The organism is Actinoplanes sp. NPDC026670 (genome assembly GCF_040638175.1).
In the GTDB taxonomy this organism is placed as follows: Bacteria; Actinomycetota; Actinomycetes; order Mycobacteriales; family Micromonosporaceae; genus Actinoplanes.
In genome coordinates, this window is the sequence record NZ_JBEZXU010000009.1 from 82,657 (window position 1) to 102,196 (window position 19,540).

At 71.9% G+C, this 19,540-nt stretch carries 16 protein-coding genes; 12 read left to right on the forward strand and 4 right to left on the reverse strand.

The window, feature by feature from the left end; all coding sequences use genetic code 11:
* Positions 1-120 precede the first annotated feature (120 nt).
* The 4 genes from AB0E94_RS11505 to AB0E94_RS11520 are packed head-to-tail and all read left to right on the forward strand — an operon-like array spanning position 121 to position 4,698.
* A complete protein-coding gene (locus tag AB0E94_RS11505) occupies positions 121-1,416 on the forward strand; it encodes a helix-turn-helix domain-containing protein (protein ID WP_360325294.1) in 1,296 nt (431 codons plus the stop codon).
* Positions 1,413-2,645 (forward strand): amidohydrolase/deacetylase family metallohydrolase, encoded by a 1,233-nt coding sequence (locus AB0E94_RS11510; protein ID WP_360325296.1) that lies wholly within the window; start codon positions 1,413-1,415, stop codon positions 2,643-2,645. Before AB0E94_RS11505 ends, AB0E94_RS11510 begins: the two co-directional genes overlap by 4 nt.
* Positions 2,645-3,025 (forward strand): RidA family protein, encoded by a 381-nt coding sequence (locus AB0E94_RS11515; protein WP_360325298.1) that lies wholly within the window; start codon positions 2,645-2,647, stop codon positions 3,023-3,025. Before AB0E94_RS11510 ends, AB0E94_RS11515 begins: the two co-directional genes overlap by 1 nt.
* A gap of 53 nt (positions 3,026-3,078) precedes the next feature.
* Positions 3,079-4,698 carry a serine/threonine-protein kinase gene (locus AB0E94_RS11520; protein WP_360325300.1) on the forward strand — a complete coding sequence of 540 codons (1,620 nt, stop codon included), beginning with the start codon at positions 3,079-3,081 and terminating at the stop codon, positions 4,696-4,698.
* 332 nt (positions 4,699-5,030) lie between these two features.
* Here the strand turns inward: AB0E94_RS11520 and AB0E94_RS11525 are convergent, their stop codons facing one another.
* Complete coding sequence (locus tag AB0E94_RS11525) at positions 5,031-8,174, reverse strand: cytochrome P450 (RefSeq protein ID WP_360325301.1); 3,144 nt, start codon at positions 8,172-8,174, stop codon at positions 5,031-5,033.
* A gap of 48 nt (positions 8,175-8,222) precedes the next feature.
* On the opposite strand from AB0E94_RS11525, the gene AB0E94_RS11530 reads away from it, so the two are divergent.
* The 8 genes from AB0E94_RS11530 (at position 8,223) to AB0E94_RS11565 (ending at position 15,789) form a co-directional block, all read left to right on the forward strand.
* Positions 8,223-8,792, forward strand: a complete 570-nt coding sequence (locus AB0E94_RS11530; protein ID WP_360325303.1) for a TetR family transcriptional regulator — start codon at positions 8,223-8,225, stop codon at positions 8,790-8,792.
* Positions 8,793-8,996: 204 nt separating this feature from the next.
* Positions 8,997-11,021 carry an acyltransferase family protein gene (locus AB0E94_RS11535; protein ID WP_360325304.1) on the forward strand — a complete coding sequence of 675 codons (2,025 nt, stop codon included), beginning with the start codon at positions 8,997-8,999 and terminating at the stop codon, positions 11,019-11,021.
* Between the two features lie 136 nt (positions 11,022-11,157).
* A complete protein-coding gene (locus AB0E94_RS11540; RefSeq protein WP_360325306.1) occupies positions 11,158-11,460 on the forward strand; it encodes an urease subunit gamma in 303 nt (100 codons plus the stop codon).
* Between the two features lie 5 nt (positions 11,461-11,465).
* A complete protein-coding gene (locus tag AB0E94_RS11545; protein ID WP_360325508.1) occupies positions 11,466-11,873 on the forward strand; it encodes an urease subunit beta in 408 nt (135 codons plus the stop codon).
* Positions 11,874-11,913: 40 nt separating this feature from the next.
* Positions 11,914-13,632, forward strand: coding sequence for an urease subunit alpha (locus tag AB0E94_RS11550; RefSeq protein ID WP_360325308.1), 1,719 nt, complete (start codon positions 11,914-11,916; stop codon positions 13,630-13,632).
* Positions 13,633-14,277 (forward strand): urease accessory UreF family protein, encoded by a 645-nt coding sequence (locus AB0E94_RS11555; RefSeq protein WP_360325310.1) that lies wholly within the window; start codon positions 13,633-13,635, stop codon positions 14,275-14,277.
* 38 nt (positions 14,278-14,315) lie between these two features.
* Entirely contained in the window at positions 14,316-15,014 is a 699-nt protein-coding gene (gene ureG, locus AB0E94_RS11560; RefSeq protein ID WP_360325312.1) for an urease accessory protein UreG, read from the forward strand.
* A gap of 1 nt (position 15,015) precedes the next feature.
* On the forward strand, positions 15,016-15,789 hold the full coding sequence (locus AB0E94_RS11565; protein ID WP_360325314.1) for an urease accessory protein UreD: 774 nt from the start codon (positions 15,016-15,018) through the stop codon (positions 15,787-15,789).
* A 32-nt stretch (positions 15,790-15,821) separates the two neighbouring features.
* On the opposite strand, the gene AB0E94_RS11570 is transcribed toward AB0E94_RS11565, so the two are convergent.
* The 3 genes from AB0E94_RS11570 to AB0E94_RS11580 form a co-directional block, all read right to left on the reverse strand.
* Positions 15,822-16,724 carry a sigma-70 family RNA polymerase sigma factor gene (locus AB0E94_RS11570; RefSeq protein WP_360325315.1) on the reverse strand — a complete coding sequence of 301 codons (903 nt, stop codon included), beginning with the start codon at positions 16,722-16,724 and terminating at the stop codon, positions 15,822-15,824.
* A gap of 211 nt (positions 16,725-16,935) precedes the next feature.
* Entirely contained in the window at positions 16,936-17,190 is a 255-nt protein-coding gene (locus tag AB0E94_RS11575; protein ID WP_360325317.1) for a hypothetical protein, read from the reverse strand.
* Positions 17,191-17,435: 245 nt separating this feature from the next.
* Positions 17,436-19,475, reverse strand: coding sequence for a serine/threonine-protein kinase (locus AB0E94_RS11580; RefSeq protein WP_360325318.1), 2,040 nt, complete (start codon positions 19,473-19,475; stop codon positions 17,436-17,438).
* Between the last annotated feature and the right edge of the window lie 65 nt (positions 19,476-19,540).

Genomic DNA, 19,540 nt, shown 5'->3' on the forward strand with positions numbered 1-19,540 from the left:
CGATGCGACCTAGCGTGCGGCCCTGACCATGCGATCGTCAAGAGTGACTTGACCAAGCGGGGTTGGTCAGCGACGCTACGACGGCAATAACGAACTACTTGAGAACGAGACGGGGCCGGCATGATCGGATTGGTGGTGCACGCCAGCCACCGGGCACGCTTCGCCGACGCGGCCGGCACGCTCAGCGGCGTCGAGTTCGCCTGGGCGGTCTACGAGCGCGAGGACGAGATCCGCGACCGGGTGACCGGGCTGCTCCGCGACCACCGGCTGGACGGGCTGCTCCTCGGCCTGGTGCCGTACGCGAGGGCCCGCGACCTGATCCCGGCCGACCTCCCGGTCACCGTCACCCGTTCGGCCGCGCTCGACCTGGCCCTGGCCTGGGCCCGTGCCCGCGGAAACGGATGGCCGGCCACCCCGGTCAGCGTCGACACGTTCACCACCGAGACGATCGACGAGGTGGCCACCGCCCTCGACCTGGACCGGACGGCGATCTCGGCGCTCCCGTTCGACCCGGACCAGCCGGTCTCCGAGGTCGTCGACTTCCACCGGGAACATCTGGAGCGCACCGGCGCGCCGTACGTGATCAGCGTCCGGATGGGGGTGGCCGCCGCCCTCGACGGCCGGACCGCCGTGCTGCACGCCCTGGCCACCCCCGGCACCATCCGCGCCGACCTGCACGAGCTCGCCCTGCGCATCCACACCAAACGGGCCGACGGCCAGCGCTTCGCCGCCGCGCTGTTCCTGGTGGCCAAACCCGAGCAGAGCACCGACCTGGACCGGGCCCGGGTCGGGCTCCAGCACCTGCTGCTGAACACCCCCGAGTTCGCCGACGCCTGGATCGACCATCGCGGCGCACGCGGGGTGCTGGTCTTCGCGCCCGCCGCGCTCTTCGAAAGCGTCACCCAGCACTGGGTGGGCCTGCCCGTCCTGGCCGAGGCCCGGGAGGCGCTGGGCATCCGGGCCGTCGCCGGGTTCGGCATCGGCGCCTCGGCCCGGCTCAGCGTCACCCTCGCCGAACGGGCCGCGGCCCGGGCCGAGCAGGACGCCGACCCGGGCGCCTACCTGTTCACCGGCGACGGGATGTCGATCGGGCCGATGGGCGCGTCGGCCGCCCCGCTCACCTACACCTACCGCGAGCACGGCGAGATCGAGCGCCTGGCCGGGCGGGCCGGTCTCAGCCCGGCCACCCTGTCCCGGCTCGCCGCGATCGAACGCAACCTCGACGGCCAGCCGCTGTCCCCGGCCGAACTCGCCCGCACACTCGGCATCACCGACCCCAGCGGCCGGCGGCTGATCCGCAAACTGACCAGCGCCGACCTGGTGATCGAGACCGGCAGCGCGCAGGAGAGCCGAAAAGGCCGCCCGACCCGGCTGTACCGGCTCGCCATCACCCCGGCCCTGGACGCCGCCCGATGACCTGGGACCTGCTGCTCACCGGCGGCACACCCGGCGACCTCGCCGTCCGGGACGGCCGGATCGCCGCCGTCGGCGACCTGCCCCGAACCGCGCGCACCGTCGTCGACGTGACCGGCTGCCTGATCACCCCCGGCCTGATCGACCTGCACACCCACGTCGGGCCCGGCTACTGGGGCATCGACCCGGATCCGATCGCCTGGCGATCAGGTGTCACCACCTGGGTGGACGCCGGGTCGGCGGGCGCCTACACGGCGGCCGGGCTGCGCGCGGTCGCCCGTACCGCCGGGGTCCGGATCCGGGCCCTGCTCAACATCTCCGCGGTCGGCCTGGCCGGGCGCACCGGCGAGAGCCGCGACCTGGACAACTGCGACGTCGCGCTGGCGGTCGACACCATTCAGGCCGACCGGGAGCTGTTCCACGGCGTCAAGGTGCGCATCGACCGGGAGACCGTCGGCGCCAACGGGGTCGAGCCGCTGCGCCGGGGGCTGGCCGCCGCCGAAGCATGCCGGGTCCCGGTCATGGTCCACATCGGCGCCGCGCCGCCCGCCCTCGACGAGGTGCTCGACCTGCTGCGGCCCGGCGACCTGGTGACCCACTGCGCCAGCGGGATCGCCGCGCCGCTCGGGCCGGCGGTCCGCGAGGCCGTCGGCCGAGGCGTGCTGCTCGACCTCGGGCACGGGTCCGGCGGCTTCGCCTTCGACGTGCTGGAGGAACAACTGGCTTCGGGCCTGCGGCCGTACACGATCTCCACCGACCTGCACGCCCGGTCGCTGCACGGCCCGGTCTTCGACCTGCCGACCACGATGGCCAAACTGCTCGCCTGCGGCGTCACACTGCCCGAGGTGATCGCGGCGGTCACCGAACACCCGGCGCGGGCGCTGGGCCTGCCCGGCGGTTCCCTCACCGTCGGTGATCCCGCCGACTTCGCGATCTTTGAGGTACGCGACGAGCCGCTCACCGTCGTCGACGCGCACCGGCAGGTCCGCGTCTCACCGGCAAGGCTGCACAACCGGGCGACGTACGTGGCCGGCCGCCCTCTGCCACCGCGGCTGCCCGCCGATCCGCCGCCGTGGATCCCGCTCACCGGCGCGCAGCGGGCCGCCCTGCACCGCCGCGAACACGACATCCGCACCCTGCTCGCCACGCCGCTGGTCGACGTGGACGGCCTGGCCGAACAGTTCCCCAGATCCACCCCTTCCCTTCCTAGTTCCGATCCGAGGAGTTCCTGATGCCCAAGCGCGCTGTGATCACCGACAAGGCGGCGCCCGCCGGTGGCCCGTACTCGCACGCCGTCGTCGCCGGCGACACCATCTACCTGGCCGGCGCGATCCCGGCGCTACCCGACGGCACCCGGGTGACCGGCACCTTCGCCGAGCAGGCGCACGCCGCCTTCCGCAACCTGGCCGCGGTGGCCGAGGCGGCCGGCGCCAGCCTGGACGACGCCGTCCGGGTCGGGGTCTACCTGCGCGACTTCGGCGACTTCCCGGAGATGAACGAGATCTACCGCGAATACCTCAAGGGCGACCACCTGCCGGTACGCACCACCCTGCCGGTCCCACTGGTCGGCTTCGACATCGAGATCGACGCCGTCCTCTACACCGGCGCCTGAGACACCCCTCCGCGGACGGGTAGGCGGAGGCTCTCCTGGGTAGAGGGACATCCATGCCTCACACCGGAGAGTTGCTCGGCGGACGCTATCGGCTCGACGACCGGATCGCCGCCGGTGGCATGGGTGAGGTCTGGCAGGCCACCGACACGGTGCTCGGGCGGGCGGTCGCGGTGAAGACGCTGCTCGCCGACCGGGCCACCGATCCCGGCTTCCAGCGGCGGTTCCGGCACGAGGCGCAGGCTCTCGCGGCACTGCGCCATCCGGGTGTGGTGCCGGTTTACGACTTCGGGAACACCGCGGTCGAGGACGCCTATCTGGTGATGGCCCGGGTCGAGGGGCAACCGCTGAACCGGGTGCTCGCCGAACGCGGCCGCCTCTCCCCCGCCGAGACCATGTCGGTGGTGGCGCAGGCGGCCCACGCCCTCGAAGCGGCACACGAGGCCGGGATCGTCCACCGGGACGTCAAACCCGGCAACCTGCTCATCGAACCGGACGGCACCGTGGTGCTGGTCGACTTCGGGGTGGCGCGGTCGGCCCACTCGGGCACGGTCACCGGCGTGGACGAGGTGGTCGGCACCGCCCTCTACATCGCGCCGGAGCAGGTCGCGCAGCATGTGGCCGGGCCACCCGCCGACGTGTACGCGCTCGGCGCCCTCGCCTACCACTGCCTGGCCGGGCATCCGCCGTTCGAGGGCCGCAACCCGATCGCGATCGCGCTCCAGCACCTGGAGGACGAACCGCCGGAACTGCCGGGCGACGTGCCGCCGGACGTCCGGGAGATGGTCCGGATCGCCCTGTCCAAGAAGCCCGAGGACCGTTTCCCGTCAGCCGGCGTGATGGCCGAGGCGGCACACGCGGCCGCCACCTCCTCGGGCGTGGGCTCCGCCGTCCCCGGCGCAGGCTCCCCGCTCCCCGGCACAGGCTCCGCAGCCCAGGAAGCCGCCGGATCGCCCGCCGGGCCGGACGACCTCACCGCAACCCGGGCCGGATCACCTTGGATCGGCGTCCTCGGGATGCAGCCCCTCGACGACACCGTGATCGGTCACGTGCTCGATGACACCGCGCCGGGCACGCCCGCCGGGACCGGTGCCACGAACCTCCCCCGGCAGAGAGCAGCCGCGGAGACCCAGCCGGCCATCACCGCCGGCACCGGCCCGCCCGGCGCCCGGCCGACGGTGGCCGGTGGCGCCGCCACGACGACCAGGCCGGCGGCACCGGCTCCGCCCGGCGCGGGCGCGACAACTGGGACCACGATCGGCCGCCGCCGGCTTCTGCCACTGTTGGCGCTGGCCGCAGTGGCCCTGCTGGGCGGGCTGGGGGTGCTGGTCGCGGCGGATCCGATGGGCTGGTTCGCCGACGAGCCGAAGCCGACGACGAACGCCCCGGCCGCGCCGGTGAGCTCCGCGCCGCGATCGGCGAAAGCCCCGGCCGCCGGCGGCGACGAGGACCGCGAGACGACCCGGCCGGAACGAACCGCGCCGACGGAGAACGACGACCGGCCGACGAACACGGCGACGGCCACCCGGCCGGCCGCGCCCACGGCGACCACCGAACCGACCGCCACCGAGACGACTGCTGAAACCACCACGCCGACCGCGACGGCGACGACGCCCGCCGAGACCGGCGAGCCGAACGACGACACCACCGAACCGGGCGACGACGCCCAGGGCTAGACCAGCCGTCGCTCAGCCAGGTAAAGCCGCCCGCATTCCAGCGGTGAGCGACGGCCCGCGGTCCCAGCCGTCGCTCAGCCAGGTAAAGCCACCGGCATTCCAGCGGTAAGCGACGGCCCGCGGTCCCAGCCGTCGCCCAGCCAGGTAAAGCCGCCCGCATTCCAGCGGTAAGCGACGGCTCGCGGTCCCTCGCAGCCCCAGCCGTCGCTCAGCCAGGTAAAGCCGCCCGCATTCCAGCGGTGAGCGACGGCTCGCGGTCTGGGCCGGCTCGCGGCCTGGACCGGACCGTGGGCCGGCACGTGGTGACGGACGGGTCGGCACGTGGTGACGGATCAGGCGAAGACGTCCTGCTGGTAGCGGCCCGCCGCCTCCAGGGAGCGCAGCCACGCCTCGGCCTCGACCGCGGTTCCGCCGGTGTGGCGGCGGAAGATGGCGTACAGCTCGTCGCGGACGGCCGGGGCCATCCGGGCGCCGTCACCGCACAGGTAGATGTGGCCGCCCTGTTCGAGCAGGTCCCACACGGCGTCGCCCTGATCGGCGAGGGCCTCCTGGACGAACCGGTGCGGGTGGCCGTCGACCGCGGAGAACGCCAGGTGCAGGTCGGTCACCCCGTCGGCGGCCCACTGTTCCATCTCGGCCCGGTACAGCCAGTCGTGCGACGGGTGCCGGCAGCCGTAGAACAGTTTGGCGGGGCCGCTGGTGGGCGTACCGGCGCGTTCCTGAAGGAAGCCGCGCAGCGGAGCGAACCCGGTGCCCGGTCCGATCAGGATCATCGGGGTGGCCGGGTCCGCAGGCAGCCGGAACGGCGGCGCCGGCACCCGGACGTGGCCGTAGAAGACGTCGCCGGGCGACAGCCGGGCCAGGTACTGGGAGCACATGCCGCGGTAGCGGCCGTTGCCGGTGCGGGACGGCCCGTCGACCAGGCCGACCGTGATCGTCACCAGGGACGGGTCGACGGTGGGTGACGACGAGATCGAGTAGAACCGGGGCTTGATCGTGCCGACCAGTTCGAGGAAGACCGCGAACGGCAGCTCGACCGCCGGGAACCGCTCCAGCAGGGACAGCACCGAGACCCGCTTGGCCAGGATCTCGTCGGCGTACAGGTCGGCCGAGGTGGTCCACGCGGTCAGCTGCCGGGTCGTCCACGGGCACTCGGTGTGCTCGGCGAGGACCGCGATCTGCCCGCGGGTGGCCGGCTCCTGGAGCTCGACGAAGTCGGTGAGCAGCAACCCGGCGGTGACCGGCACGCCGATCGGCAGTCCGGTCGGCCGTTCGCCGGCCTGTCCGAGCCGGATCACCAGGTCGCGGGAGACCCGCAGGGTGTGCAGCGCCCAGTCGACGAGCTCCGGATCGTTCTTGGCGAACACGGCCAGGTGGTCGCCCGCGGTGTAGGTGACCCCCTCCGGCAGCTGGACGGTGATCGCCTTGACGCCGGGCCGGGGCGCCTCGCGGCTGAAGTCCCACAGGCCGGCCGGGTCGCCGACCAGCTCCTCCACCGACATGACCAGGACCGGGTGGGCCTGGGCGGAGACGACGGCCGGACGGATCTGGTCCTCGCCGAGCACCTCGACGCTGTACCGCGGGCCACTGTCGCCCTGCGAGTCCGCGCCGAACTCGGCCGCCAGCGCGCTCCACAGCCCGTTGAGCCAGCTCTGCGCCATGCCGTCGAAGTCGCCGGCGGCGTCCGTCTCACCGCGGTCGACCAGCGGCTGAGCGCCGGCCGCGGCGAGCTTTTCGAAGACCCGTCGGGGGTACGCCTGGTAGGTCGCCCACTGGGTGTTGCCGTTGCCCAGCACCGCGAATCGCACGGCGCCGAGTGTCCCGGCCGGGATGTCGAGGTCGTCGAAGGCCTGCGCGTTGTCCGGCGCCTTGCCGTTGTAGCTGGACGTGACGACGGCGAGCAGCCCGTCCGAGGGCAGGCCGGACGCGAGTTCGTCGAGGGTCTGCACGGTCACGTCGAAACCCGACCGCCGGGCCCGGTCGGCCAGTTGCTGGGCCAGGTCCTCGGACGTGCCCAGGTTGGACCCGTAGGCGACGCGTAGCCGTACCCCAGAAGCCTGGACCTCGACCGTCTCGGACGTCTCCTCGACCGCCTCGCCGAAGGACAGGCGCTCGTGCTCGAGACGGGGACGGACCCGCAGCCGGAAACCGTCGGGCTTGATGGTGAGGGTCTGCTTGATCTGGAGCTGGTGGCCGGCCGGGTCGGCGATGGCGAACCGCTGGAGCAGCATGGCCAGCGCGAGCCGGGCCTCGGTGAGCGCGAACTGGCGGCCGATGCAGGCCCGCTCGCCGTTGCCGAACGGCTTGTACGCGTGCGGGTGGTGCTGCGCCTTGGCCTCGGGCAGCCACCTGTCGATGTCGAACGTCTCCGGGTCGGACCACGCGGACGGGTGGGTGTGCAGCGGCTTGAGGATGACCGCGATCTTCTGATGCGCGGGGATCTCGTAGCGGCCGCCGAGCGTCGTCGCCTGCCGGGAGGCCAGGCCGATCGCGGTGATCGGCGAGTGCAGGCGCAGCGTCTCGTCGAGGATCCGCGGGATCACGTCGAGCTTCATGATCAGCTCGTAGGTGGGCACGGTGTCGCCGGGCAGGATCCGGTCGACCTCGGCGTAGGCCTGGGCCAGCACGTGCGGGTTGCGCATCAGGTGGTGCAGCGCGAAGGAGAGGGTGCCGCTGGTGGTCTCGTGCCCGGCGATCAGGAAGGTGAGGACCTGGTTGCGGATGTTCTCGTCGGAGAGCCGGGCGCCGGTGAGCGGGTCGCTGGCCTCGATCATCAGGCCGAGCAGGTCGTTCGACTTCTCGCCGGAGGCCCGGCGCGCCCGGATCACCTCGTCGACGGTGTCCTGCATAACCGCGATATCCGATTTGTACGCCGCATCGGCCCGCTTCTTCAGCCCGGTGACCATCGGCAGCTGGCGGGTCCGGTTCATCGCCTCGGTCAGCGCGTTGCCCATGGCCTGGAGGAACGGGTGCAGCTCGGCCTGCTCGAAGGAGCGGAACTGCTGCCCGAACCCGGCGAGCGTGATGGTGTCGAGGGCGAGGCGGGTCATGTCGTCGGCGACGTCCACCTCGGTCCGCCCGGACCACGCGCCGGTCAGGTTGGTGGCGATCTCCAGCATCTGCGGGAAATACGCCTTCATCGACCGCTGGCTGAAGGCGGGCAGCAGGATCCGGTGCGCCTGGCCCCACACCTCCTCTTCCTCACGCGCGGTGAAGAGGCCGTCACCGGCGAAGTCGCGGACGTGCGCGAGCGGCGGGTCGATCGGCTTGTAGAAGCGGGACTCGTCGCAGACCTCGGCGACCAGGTCGGGGTCGTGGATGAAGACGACGTGCCGGCCGGCCAGGTTGAGCCGGTAGATGCCGTCGGGGTGCTGCGCGGCCAGGTCGGCGAAGAACCGGTGCGTGCCCTCCACCGGCACCTGCAGTCCATTGCCGACGATCGGCAGTCCGCGGGGGGTGGGAATCGCGGCGCTCACGGGGGATCCTCCTCAGCCATACGGTGTATGGCAACTACCATACGGCGTATGGCTGAGCCCGCGAAGTCCGGTGATCAACGTTTAACAAAGTCCGCAATCCTCCAAGCGGCCCTGAATATCGTCGACGCGGAGGGCGTGGAGGCCCTGAGCATGCGCAAACTCGCTGCTCAGCTCCACGTCAATCCGATGTCGATCTACCACCACGTGGAGAACAAAGCGGCCCTTCTGGACGGCATCACGGTTCTGGTGACCGATGGCGCACGTCACATCGCGGTCGGCGAGGGAACATGGCAGGAACAACTGCGCAATCTGGCGTACGAGTTCCGGTCGCTCAGCCTCGCCCACCGCCACCTGATCCGGTACGCCTTCGCGAGTGACGACTTCATCCAGCGCGACGGCCCGATGTGGCGGACCCTGTGCACCGTGCTGCGCTCCGCGGGACTGCCCGAGACCGAGGTCGAGCGGACCGGCGCGGTCCTCGCCGTACTCGTCGGCGGACTGCTGCACACCGAGGTCAACGGCACGATGCGGCGCCTGATCGGTTCCGGGCAGGCGGACGACGCCGGTTTCGCGCTCGCGGTGGAGCTGTTGATCGACGGAGTGGCCGCCCGGGTGTGAGTTGGCCTCACTATGAAGTTGTGATGAACCGGCTGTGGAAGACCTGTGTCGCCGCAGGTAAGCTCGGCCCCCGATCCCGGCCGGTCACTCATCGCTAGGTAGGACATGTCGGTCACTTACGACGCCCAGCTCCACAGTGCGCGGCCGGGGACAGCCTCCCCCACTGCGCCTCCGCACCTCGGTTTCCGACCGGATATCGAGGGAATGCGCGCCATCGCGGTGACCCTCGTCGTGCTCTCGCACGCCGGGATCACCAGCCTCGAAGGCGGATACGTCGGTGTCGACGTGTTCTTCGTGATCTCCGGCTTCCTGATCACGACGCTGCTGCTCAAGGAGCTGAGCCGCACCGGGACCGTCTCGCTGGCCACCTTCTACGCCCGGCGGGCCACCCGGCTGCTGCCCGCGTCGACGGTGGTCCTGCTGGTCACCGTGACCGCGGCCTGGCTGTGGCTGCCGGCGACCCGGTTCAAGGCGATCTCACTGGACGCGATCTACGCGACCTTCTACGGGATCAACTGGCGCCTGGCGAACGAGGGCGTCCAGTACATGAACGCCAGCGCCGAGCCCTCCCCGCTCCAGCACTTCTGGTCGCTCGCGGTGGAGGAGCAGTTCTACCTGGTCTGGCCGCTCCTGCTGCTGATCTTCGCGCTGGTCTTCGGCAAGCGCCGGGCCCCGGTCGTCGTCACGCTGGTGCTGGTGGTCGTGGCGTCACTCACGGTCAGCGTCCTGCAGACCTCGACGTCGGCGCCGTGGGCCTACTTCGGAGCGCACACCCGCGCCTGGGAGCTGGCGGTCGGCGCGCTGATCGCGGTCGGCGCGACCCGGCTGGCCGGGCTCCCCCGCGGGCTGGCCGCCGGCATGACCTGGGCCGGCATGGCAGCCGTGATCGTGTCGGCGTTCCTCTACAACGAGGAGACCCCGTTCCCCGGCTACGCCGCTCTGCTGCCGGTGCTCGGCGCGGCCGCGATCATCGCCGGTGGCACGTCCGGCCCGAGCGGCAGCGCCGCCACCGTCCTGCGGACCTGGCCGTTCCAGCAGATCGGGCGGTACTCGTACAGCTGGTACCTGTGGCACTGGCCGGTCCTCATGATCGTGCCGCACATGCTGGACGTCGAGCCGAACGTGCCGCTCAACCTGGGCCTGGCCGCCGGCGCTCTGGTGCTGGCGATCGGGTCGTACCACCTCATCGAGAACCCGGCCCGGAACCAGTCGTGGGTGAAGGCCAAGGCCCGCCGCGGCCTGGCCGTCGGCCTGGCGCTGTCCTGCTTCGCCGCCCTGGTCGCCCAGGCCGGCGCGATGAAGCCGCCGCAGCTGGCCAAGGGCGCGCCGGCGGTGGACACCGCCAAGGCCGTCGCCGGCGCCACCGACCCGGAGGCCGAGCTCCAGCGGATCATCGCGGCCTCGGTCGGCACCGGCAAACTGCCGTCCAACACCACGCCGAAGGTGCAGAACGCCCGCAAGGACAAGCCGGACTACTACAACGACCGGTGCCACCTGGACTATCTGGACGCGGCGGCGCCCAACCCGTGCGTGTACGGCGACCCGGCCGGCGCCCGGACCGTGTTCCTCTTCGGCGACTCGCACGCCGCGCACTGGTTCCCGGCGGTCCAGGCGGTCGCCCAGGAGCGCGGCTGGAAACTGGAGGTCCGCACCAAGAGTGCGTGCAACGCCGCCTCGGTGGTCACCTTCAGCCCCGGGCTCAAGCGCGTCTACAGCGAGTGCCCGACCTGGCGGGCCGAGGTGCTCGCCGAGATCAAGAAGGCGCAGCCGTACCTCGTGGTGATGTCCTCCAGCGGCAACGACGGCAACCCGCTCGTCGACGCCGCCGGCGCCCGGCCCAGCGGCGCGAAGCTCGACGCCGAGTGGGCGGCCGGCTGGGACGCCACCTACAAGGCGATCAAGGGGACGCGGACCAAGCTGGTGCAGATCCGGGACACCCCGTGGCCCGGCTACAACGCGCCGGAGTGCCTGGCCGAGCACTCGGACAAGGTCTCCCGCTGCGTCGCTCCGGCGATCGAGTCGATCGTCCAGCCGCAGCGGCAGGTGCTGGTCGAGCAGAACGCGAAGCGCAACGGCGTGCAGATGATCGACGCGCTCCCCTGGTTCTGCACCACCGACTCCTGCCCGGCCCTGGTCGGCAACGTGCTGGTGTGGCGCGACGACGACCACATCACCACGAAGTACTCGGCGATGCTGGCGCCCCTGCTGAGCGCACGGCTACCGAAGTAAACAGTTCGGAAACGGCCCCGTCACCGCGTGGAAGCGCGCGATGGCGGGGCCGTTCCATGTTTTGATCAATCCGGGGTTACACGTCCGAAACTTCCACCTGCGAGCATTCCGTGGCGCGATCAGCAGGAGGTTCCCTTTGTTCCTCAGCCAGCACGAGCAGGAACGCCTGCTCATCCACGTCGCGGCCGACGTCGCCCAGCGGCGGCGAGACCGGGGCCTGCGGCTCAACTATCCGGAAGCCACCGCCATCATCACCGCCTTCCTGCTGGAAGGGGCGCGCGACGGGCGTACCGTCGCCGAGCTGATGGACGCCGGGCGGCGGGTGCTCACCCGGGAGGACGTCATGGACGGCGTGCCCGAGATGCTGGCCGAGGTGCAGGTCGAGGCGACCTTCCCGGACGGCACCAAGCTGGTCACCGTGCACGGGCCGATCTCATGAGCGGCATCATCCCGGGTGAGGTCATCTTCGGCGACGGCGACATCGAGATCAACGCCGGCCGGCCGGCCATCGACCTGACCGTACGCAACACCGGTGACCGGCCGGTGCAGGTCGGCTCGCACTTCCACTTCGCCGAGTCCAACGCGGCTCTGGAGTTCGACCGGACCGCCGCCTGGGGACACCGGCTCGCCATCCCGGCCGGGACGTCGGTGCGGTTCGAGCCCGGCATCCCCCGCGACATCACCCTGGTGGCGCTGGCCGGCGGCCGCATCGTCCCGGGCCTGCGCGGCCTGGCCGGCGGGCCGCTCGACAAGCCCGCGCCGCCGCCCCAGCCCGACCCCACCGACATCGAGCCGGCCGGCTCCCTCGACGAGGACACCGGCGAGGGCGAGCACAACGGGAGCCCCCGATGACGCCCCCGGCCAGTTTGAAGATCAACCTCGGAGGAGCAGCGTGACCTCTCTGGAGCGCAGCCGGTACGCGGCGCTGCTCGGGCCCACCAAGGGTGACCGGATCCGGCTCGCCGACACCAACCTGCTGATCGAGATCGAAGAGGACCGCAGCTCCGGCCCGGTCCCCGGCGACGAGGTCGTCTTCGGCGGCGGCAAGGTGATCCGCGAATCCATGGGCCAGGGCCGGGCCACCCGCGCCGAGGGCGCCCCGGACACCGTCATCACCGGGGTCGTCGTCCTCGACCACTGGGGCATCGTCAAGGCCGACGTCGGCATCCGCGACGGCCGGATCGTCGCCATCGGCAAGGCCGGCAACCCGGACACCATGGACGGCGTGCACCCCGACCTGGTGATCGGCCCCGGCACCCAGATCCTGGCCGGCAACGGCAAGATCCTCACGGCCGGCGCGATCGACAGCCACGTGCACCTGATCAGCCCGACCATCCTGGACACCGCGCTGGCCGCCGGCATCACCACCATCATCGGCGGCGGCACCGGCCCGGACGAGGGCACCAAGGCCACCACCGTCACGCCGAACTCCTGGCACCTGGCCCGGATGCTGGAGTCCCTGGACACCTGGCCGATCAACGTGCTGCTGCTCGGCAAGGGCAACACGATGTCCGCCGAGTCGATGTGGGAGCAGCTGCGCGGCGGCGCCGGCGGTTTCAAACTGCACGAGGACTGGGGCACCACACCGGCCGCGATCGACGCCTGCCTCAAGGTGTGCGACGCGTCGGGGGTGCAGGTGGCGATCCACACCGACACCCTGAACGAGGCCGGGTTCGTCGAGGAGACGCTGCGCGCCATCGCCGGGCGGTCGATCCACGCCTATCACACCGAGGGCGCCGGGGGCGGCCACGCGCCGGACATCATCACCGTCGCATCGCACCCGAACATCCTGCCGTCGTCGACCAACCCGACCCGGCCGTACACCCGCAACACCCTCAGCGAGCACCTGGACATGCTGATGGTCTGCCACCACCTGAACTCGTCGGTGCCGGAGGACCTGGCGTTCGCCGAGAGCCGGATCCGGCCGTCCACCATGGCCGCCGAGGACTACCTGCACGATCTGGGCGCCATCTCGATGATCGGGTCGGACTCGCAGGCCATGGGCCGGGTCGGTGAGGTCGTCACCCGTACCTGGCAGACCGCGCATGTGATGAAGGCCCGCGTCGGCAGCCTGGCCGGCGACGGCGCCGCGGACAACAACCGGGCCAAGCGGTACGTCGCGAAGTACACGATCTGTCCGGCCCGCGCGCACGGCATGGACGCCCAGGTCGGGTCGGTCGAACCGGGCAAGCTCGCCGACCTGGTCCTCTGGGACCCGGCGTTCTTCGGGGTACGGCCAGCGGTCGTCCTGAAGGGCGGCATGATCGCCTGCGCGCAGATGGGTGACGCGAACGCCTCGATCCCGACGCCGCAGCCGATGCTGCCCCGGCCGATGTTCGGCGCCTACGGTGTGGTCCCGGCACAGACGTCCCTCGCGTTCGTCGCCCCGGCCGCCATCGACGCGCTGCTCAGCGACCGGATCGGGGTGAAACGGGCGTTGGTGCCGGTCGGTGACACCCGCTCGGTCGGCAAGGCCGACATGCCCCTGAACGACGCCATGCCCCGGATCGAGGTCAAGGCGGACACGTTCGAGGTGCGCATCGACGGCCAGGTGATCGAGCCGGACCCGGTGGACGCCCTGCCGATGGCCCAGCGCTACTTCCTGTTCTGAATGAGCCTCGCCACGCTTCTCCTGCTCGCCGACGGGCGGCTCCCCTCCGGCGGGCACGCGCACTCCGGTGGCTTGGAGCCGCAGATCGCCAACGGCCGGGTCCGCGACATCGGCGGGCTGGACGGTTTCCTGCGCGGGAAACTCGCCACCAGCGGCCTGGTCTCGGCGGCGTTCGCGGCCGCGGCCTGCGCCGACACCGGGCGTGCGGCGGAGCTGGACGCCGGCCTGGACGCCCGCACCCCGTCCCCGGCGCTGCGGAAGGCGTCCCGGGCACAGGGCCGGGCGCTGCTGCGGGCCGGCCGGGCGATGTGGCCGGTCGGCGCGATCGGCCGGGAGCCGCACCAGCCCGTCGCTCTGGGCGCTCTGGCCGCGGCGGCCGGGCTGATGCCCGCCGAGGCCGCGATCGCTGCCGCGCACGGTCTGGTGACCGGTTCGGCGAGCGCCGGGGTCCGGCTCCTCGGGCTCGATCCGTACGCCGTACACGCGCTGCTGGCCCGGCTGGCCCCCGAATGTGACCGGATCGCCGCGGCGGCCGCGGCCCGGTCCGGTGACCCGGTCGACGAGCTGCCGGCCGCGGGCGCTCCCCTGCTCGACATCGGCGCCGAGCACCACGCCACCTGGGAGGTCCGCCTCTTCGCCTCATGAGGTGGCTGTTTCACCCGCACCCTGAAAGGCAGGAAAGAATGCACCCCGAACTGCACGAACACGGTCCCGACGAGGTTCCGCACACCCACCCGGATCCGGGCGTCGACCCGCACACGCCGCTGGGCGAGGGCCCCCGGGCGCTGCGCATCGGCATCGGCGGCCCGGTCGGCTCGGGCAAGACCGCCCTGGTCGCGGCGCTGTGCCGGGCGCTCGGCGCGGAGATCCGCCTGGCGGTCGTCACCAACGACATCTACACCACCGAGGACGCCGACTTCCTGCTGCGCAACGGTGTGCTGCCGGCCGAGCGGATCCGCGCCGTGGAGACCGGCTGCTGCCCGCACACCGCGATCCGCGACGACATCTCGGCCAACCTGGACGCCGTCGAGGACCTCGAGGAGAAGCTCGGCCCGCTGGACCTGGTGCTGGTGGAGAGCGGCGGCGACAACCTGACCGCCACCTTCAGCAAGGGCCTGATCGACCAGCAGATCTTCGTGGTCGACGTGGCCGGCGGGGACAAGGTGCCGCGCAAGGGTGGCCCCGGTGTGACCACCGCCGACCTGCTCGTGATCAACAAGACGGACCTGGCCCCGATGGTCGGCGCCGACCTGTCGGTGATGGACCGCGACGCGAAGGCCCGGCGGCACGAGCTGCCCACGGTCTTCCTGTCGCTGGCCGAGGACAAGCAGGCCACCCCGGTCGCCGACTGGATCCGCGGCCTGGTCGCGGCCCGGGTCTGAGGTGCGGGCGGAAGCCAGGATCGTCGCCGCGAGCGACGGGCGGGGCGGCACCCGGCTGGCCGTGCTGCGCGGCGAGTCGCCACTGTTGCTGCGCCGGACCGGGCGGCCCGCCGGCGGCGGGCTGACGGTCCATCTGGTCGGCGGCGCGGCCGGGCCGCTGCGTGGCGACGAGCTACGGCTGGACGTCGTGGTGGAGCCGGGCGCCCGGCTGGAGATGCTGAGCGTGGCGGCGTCGCTGGCGCTGCCGGGCCGGCCCGCGCCGCCGTCGCGGCTGACCGTCACCGCGTCGGTGGCGGCCGGTGGGACGCTGCGGTGGCTGCCGGAGCCGCTGATCGCGGCGGCCGGCTGCGACCACGACGTGGTGACGCGGGTCGACGTGGCCGAGGGCGGGACGCTGCTGTGGCGCGACGATCTGGTCTGCGGGCGGCACCAGGAGGCGTCCGGCGCGGTTCGATCGGACACCCTCATCCGGTACGCCGGAGCCGCCCTCTACCGCCATGAGCTGGCCGTCGGCCCGGGGGCTCCGGGCTGGGACGGCGCGGCGGTGCTCGGTGGTGGCCGGGCGATCGGCACGGCCGTGCTGGCCGGCCCGGACCTGCCGGAGCCGGCGGTGCTCGGGGCGGATGCCGCATCGATGCGGCTGGCCGGTCCGGGTGTGCTGGCGACCGCCGTGGGCGAGGACATCAGGCAGGTCAAGGCGGCGCTCGACCCGTGGTGCGGTCTCGGCTCCGTGCGGCTTGCAATGGGGCTCGCACCGCTGTCTCGAACCGGCTGAGACAGCGGCGGGAGCCCCACCGCAAGCCACTCTCAGGCCGCGACCGCGATCGGCACGCCGTGGCTGTCGGTCAGCGCCAGCCTGGTGTGCAGGCTGCCCTGTTGGGCGACCTTCGCGAAGTATTCGCTGCGCCGGCGCTGCAGGCAGCCTTTCCTGGTCCGTGGTCCCCCCGCGGCCACGGTCAGCAGTTCCGGCGCGAGCGAGCTGTTCAGGCCCTCCCGGAGCAGCCTCAGCGCCTCGGTGCGCAGCTGGGAGATCCGGGACTCGGTGACGCCGAGCCGGGCCGCCACCTCGCTCAGCGGTTGTTCCTGCAGAAAGGATTCCTGCACCACCTGCCGGAGCCGTTCCGGCAGGGCCTGGATGGCCTGGTGCAGATAGCCGAGGCGTTCCCGCTTGAGGAGCAGGTCCTCGGGTCCTTCGGAAGTCTCCGGCACCATCTCCTCGGCTGCTCCGGTGGGGAATCCCTGGAGGCTCAGCAGCGAGGCCTTCTGCACGTCGTCCTCGACGCTGGCCAGCTCATTGACGCCGATGCCGAGCATCTCGGCCACTTCGGCGTCGCTGGGCGTACGGCCGAGCGCTCCGGTGAGCTCCTGACGCGCCGTGGCGGCACGCCGGGCCCGGGCCCGCACCGATCGGCTGGCCCAGTCCTGTCCGCGGAGTTCGTCGAGAAGGGCGCCCCGGATCCGGACCGCGGCGAAGCGGTGGAAGGGGATGCCACGGGTCACGTCGAAGGAGCGGGCCGCGCCGAGCAGAGCCGCGAAACCGGCCGATGAGAGGTCATCTGCGTGCACATGGCCGGGCACCCGGTTGAGTAGTTCCCGGACCAGATGGCCAACCATCGGCATGTTCTCGCGGATCAGGTCCTCGATGTCACGCGCAGAGGGCACGTCGTGCATCAAGCCGATGGTGGCGGGGAGTTCGGTCGTGGTGGTCACGTAGTCCTCCTCGCTGGTACTAACCGGCTGATGAAACCGGCTTACGAGAAGAACAGTGGCCGCCTACGGGTGCAGCGTCAGCCGAACTTGGTTGCTTTTGTGGAGTTTTTTCATGAAAAACCTCAGGCCTGAGAGGACCACCACGGACCAACGAGGTTTAAACACGGAACCCGGCCGCAGTTTCACGGCCGGGTTCGCGAAGATCGAGTTCTCAGTGCAGGGCCGGGGCGCGCAGCGCCGGCACCTCGGCCAGCTCCTCGTGCACCCAGACCATCCGCTGCACCGCGATCTCCGGGTGATCGCCGAACTCCTCCGCCACACCGGCGGCACATCCGTCACTGCCGTACCGCAGGATCATGGTGGTGATCGCTTCCTCCACCGCCGTCCGGGAGGGACTCTGGGACGGCTGGAGGTAGGAGACGAAGAGCGCCTCGGCGGCCAGATCCTTGACTGCTGTGCTGATCATTTCTGTCGAACTCCCCGATGTCGACGACCTGCTTGAACTCGGCTGACACCACGATGTACCCGGGCTCTCGCCCATCATCCGCTCGGGTGCCACACGGGCCGGCAGCCACGCCGTGCCAAAGTGCCGCAATCCGGACTCCCGGATCGGAGCAGAAGCGCCTGTCGGTCTAGGTTCACCGTAGCGCTACGGTCGGACCTTCGGCCTCCGGTTTTCCGCCGCCGATCGGCCGGACTACCTGCCCGTTCCTACGAGCCGGTGGTCGGGCAGACGTCGACTTCCTCGTCGCAGTCGTCGTTACGGGTGGGCGGCGTGGCCGGCGTGGTGGTGACCGGCGGGGTCGTGGTCTCGCCGACCCCCGGATTGTCGGTGCTGGTAACCGGCGACGGCGGCAGCGAGGGCGGCGGCGGGGTGGTGGACGTGGTGGTGCCGCCGGTCGGGTCGGTCCCGGCCGTCGTGGTCGAGGTGCCCGGCTGCGGGTTCACACTCGGCTTCACCGAACCGGTCCCGGTCGGCGTCGGCTTGATGATCACGCTGCCGCTCGGGCCGACCGAGATGGCCGGTGACGTGTCCGGGTCGGCGAATCGAGCCTGGCCGTTCTCCAGGATCTCGACCGGCCGCGCCGGCTCGCCCGGCTTCTCCGACACATACGTCTCGCAGGTGTCGTCGTTGAGCTTGAAGACCAGCGGAGCCTGGTTGCTCTCCGTGTAGCGCCCGGTGAGCTGCATCGTCACGGTGCGCTGCGGCTGGATCGAGGCCTCCGAGGCGACCGTGACCACCCGGTCCTGCTGGGTGAGGGCGACCTTGCCGTTGCCGGAGAAGACCTGGTCGCCGTTCATCAGGAACCAGAGGTTCCAGCCGGTGATCGGGGTCTTGGCCCGGTTGGCCAGGGTCACCTGCGCCTTGAACCGGACGCCGTCGTCCGACCAGACCGCGTAACTGACCACGCACTCGCCGGTGGGCGGGACCACGGCCGGACCGGGCGTCCCGTTGGCCTGCGGATCGCCGGTGCGCGGGCCGCCGAGAGCCGTCCAGCCGTAGGTGAGGGCGCTCAGCACGGCAACCGTGCCGGCGACCACCACGATCCGGCGGATCCGGCCCTGCGTGCGGTTCGGCGGGCGGCCGGCCGGCGGCGCCGACGACGGCGACTGGCCGCCGGCGACGTGCCGCAACGGCGGCGGGGGCGAGGCGGTGGTGTGGGCGGGCGGCATGAACGGCGCCGGAGCGGCCGCAGCGGCGTGCTGAGCCGACGCGTGCTGAGCCGACGCGTGCTGGGCCGGCCTCGGGGCGGTGGACGGGTCGGCGCCCATGGTGGTCCGGTCACCGGCTGCCATGGCCGCAGCGGCGGCCGCCGGGCCGAACCCGGAGTACGGGTACCCGGACGGCAGGATGAAGGTGTCCTCGCCGTCCTCCCAGTCCGCGTCGAAGCCGGAGGTGACCAGCGGCGCCCCGGCCGAGATGGTGGCCAGCGCGCCGGCCAGCTCGGCGCTGGACGGCCGGTCACCGGGAAGCTTCTCCAGGCAGCGGGCGATCAGCGCGTCGACCGAGTGGGGCAGGCCGTCCACCGGGGGCAGCGGCTCGGGCTCCACATACTGGTGGGCGCGCAGCAGGGCGGTGGTAGTGCCGACATCCCACGGCAGCTGGCCGATCAGCATCCGGTAGATCAGCAGGCCGACCGCGTAGACGTCGGTGGCCGGGCTGACCTGGCCGCCCTCCAGCCGCTCGGGAGCGAGGTAGGCCGGGGTGCCCATCAGGCTGCCGTCGGGGTCGGTGTCGTTCTCCCCGATCAGGGCGGAGATGCCGAAGTCGACCACCTTGGCGCCGGACGGGGTGAGCATCACGTTGGCCGGGGTGACGTCGCGGTGCACGATGCCGCGCGAGTGGGCCGACGCCAGGGCGGCCGCGACCTCGGCGGCGATCCGGGCGGCGGTGGGCCACGGCAGGGTCCGCACCCGGGCCAGGACCGCGGCCAGCGACTCGCCGTCGACGAGCTCCATCACGACGTACGGCACCGGCTCACCGTCGACCGTGGTGGCCTCGCCGTAGTCGTACACATTGGTGATGTGTGGATGGGTGAGCCGCGCCGCGGCCTGGGCCTCGGCCCGCAGCCTGCGCCGGAACGACGGGTCGGCGCTCGTCGACGGTGGCAGGACCTTGACCGCGACCTGTCGCCCGAGCACTTCGTCGAACCCACGCCAAACCACTGACATCCCGCCTGCGCCGAGACGCTCGACCAGTCGGTAACGACCGGCGAGCAATCCCGAACCGGGCAGGTCCGCCGTGCTCATGTGCCCCCACATGCGCGCTTCAAGAGGAAAACGCCGGACCGCACCGCCATGCCGTCCGACGCCGG

Bases quoted from the DNA above. Each gene is read 5' to 3' on its own strand.
- AB0E94_RS11505 (WP_360325294.1), top strand. From the start codon at position 121: ATGATCGGATTGGTGGTGCACGCCAGCCACCGGGCACGCTTCGCCGAC.
- AB0E94_RS11510 (WP_360325296.1), top strand. From the start codon at position 1,413: ATGACCTGGGACCTGCTGCTCACCGGCGGCACACCCGGCGACCTCGCC.
- AB0E94_RS11515 (WP_360325298.1), top strand. From the start codon at position 2,645: ATGCCCAAGCGCGCTGTGATCACCGACAAGGCGGCGCCCGCCGGTGGC.
- AB0E94_RS11520 (WP_360325300.1), top strand. From the start codon at position 3,079: ATGCCTCACACCGGAGAGTTGCTCGGCGGACGCTATCGGCTCGACGAC.
- AB0E94_RS11530 (WP_360325303.1), top strand. From the start codon at position 8,223: ATGGCTGAGCCCGCGAAGTCCGGTGATCAACGTTTAACAAAGTCCGCA.
- AB0E94_RS11535 (WP_360325304.1), top strand. From the start codon at position 8,997: ATGCGCGCCATCGCGGTGACCCTCGTCGTGCTCTCGCACGCCGGGATC.
- AB0E94_RS11555 (WP_360325310.1), top strand. From the start codon at position 13,633: ATGAGCCTCGCCACGCTTCTCCTGCTCGCCGACGGGCGGCTCCCCTCC.
- ureG (WP_360325312.1), top strand. From the start codon at position 14,316: ATGCACCCCGAACTGCACGAACACGGTCCCGACGAGGTTCCGCACACC.
- AB0E94_RS11575 (WP_360325317.1), bottom strand. From the start codon at position 17,190: ATGATCAGCACAGCAGTCAAGGATCTGGCCGCCGAGGCGCTCTTCGTC.
- AB0E94_RS11580 (WP_360325318.1), bottom strand. From the start codon at position 19,475: ATGAGCACGGCGGACCTGCCCGGTTCGGGATTGCTCGCCGGTCGTTAC.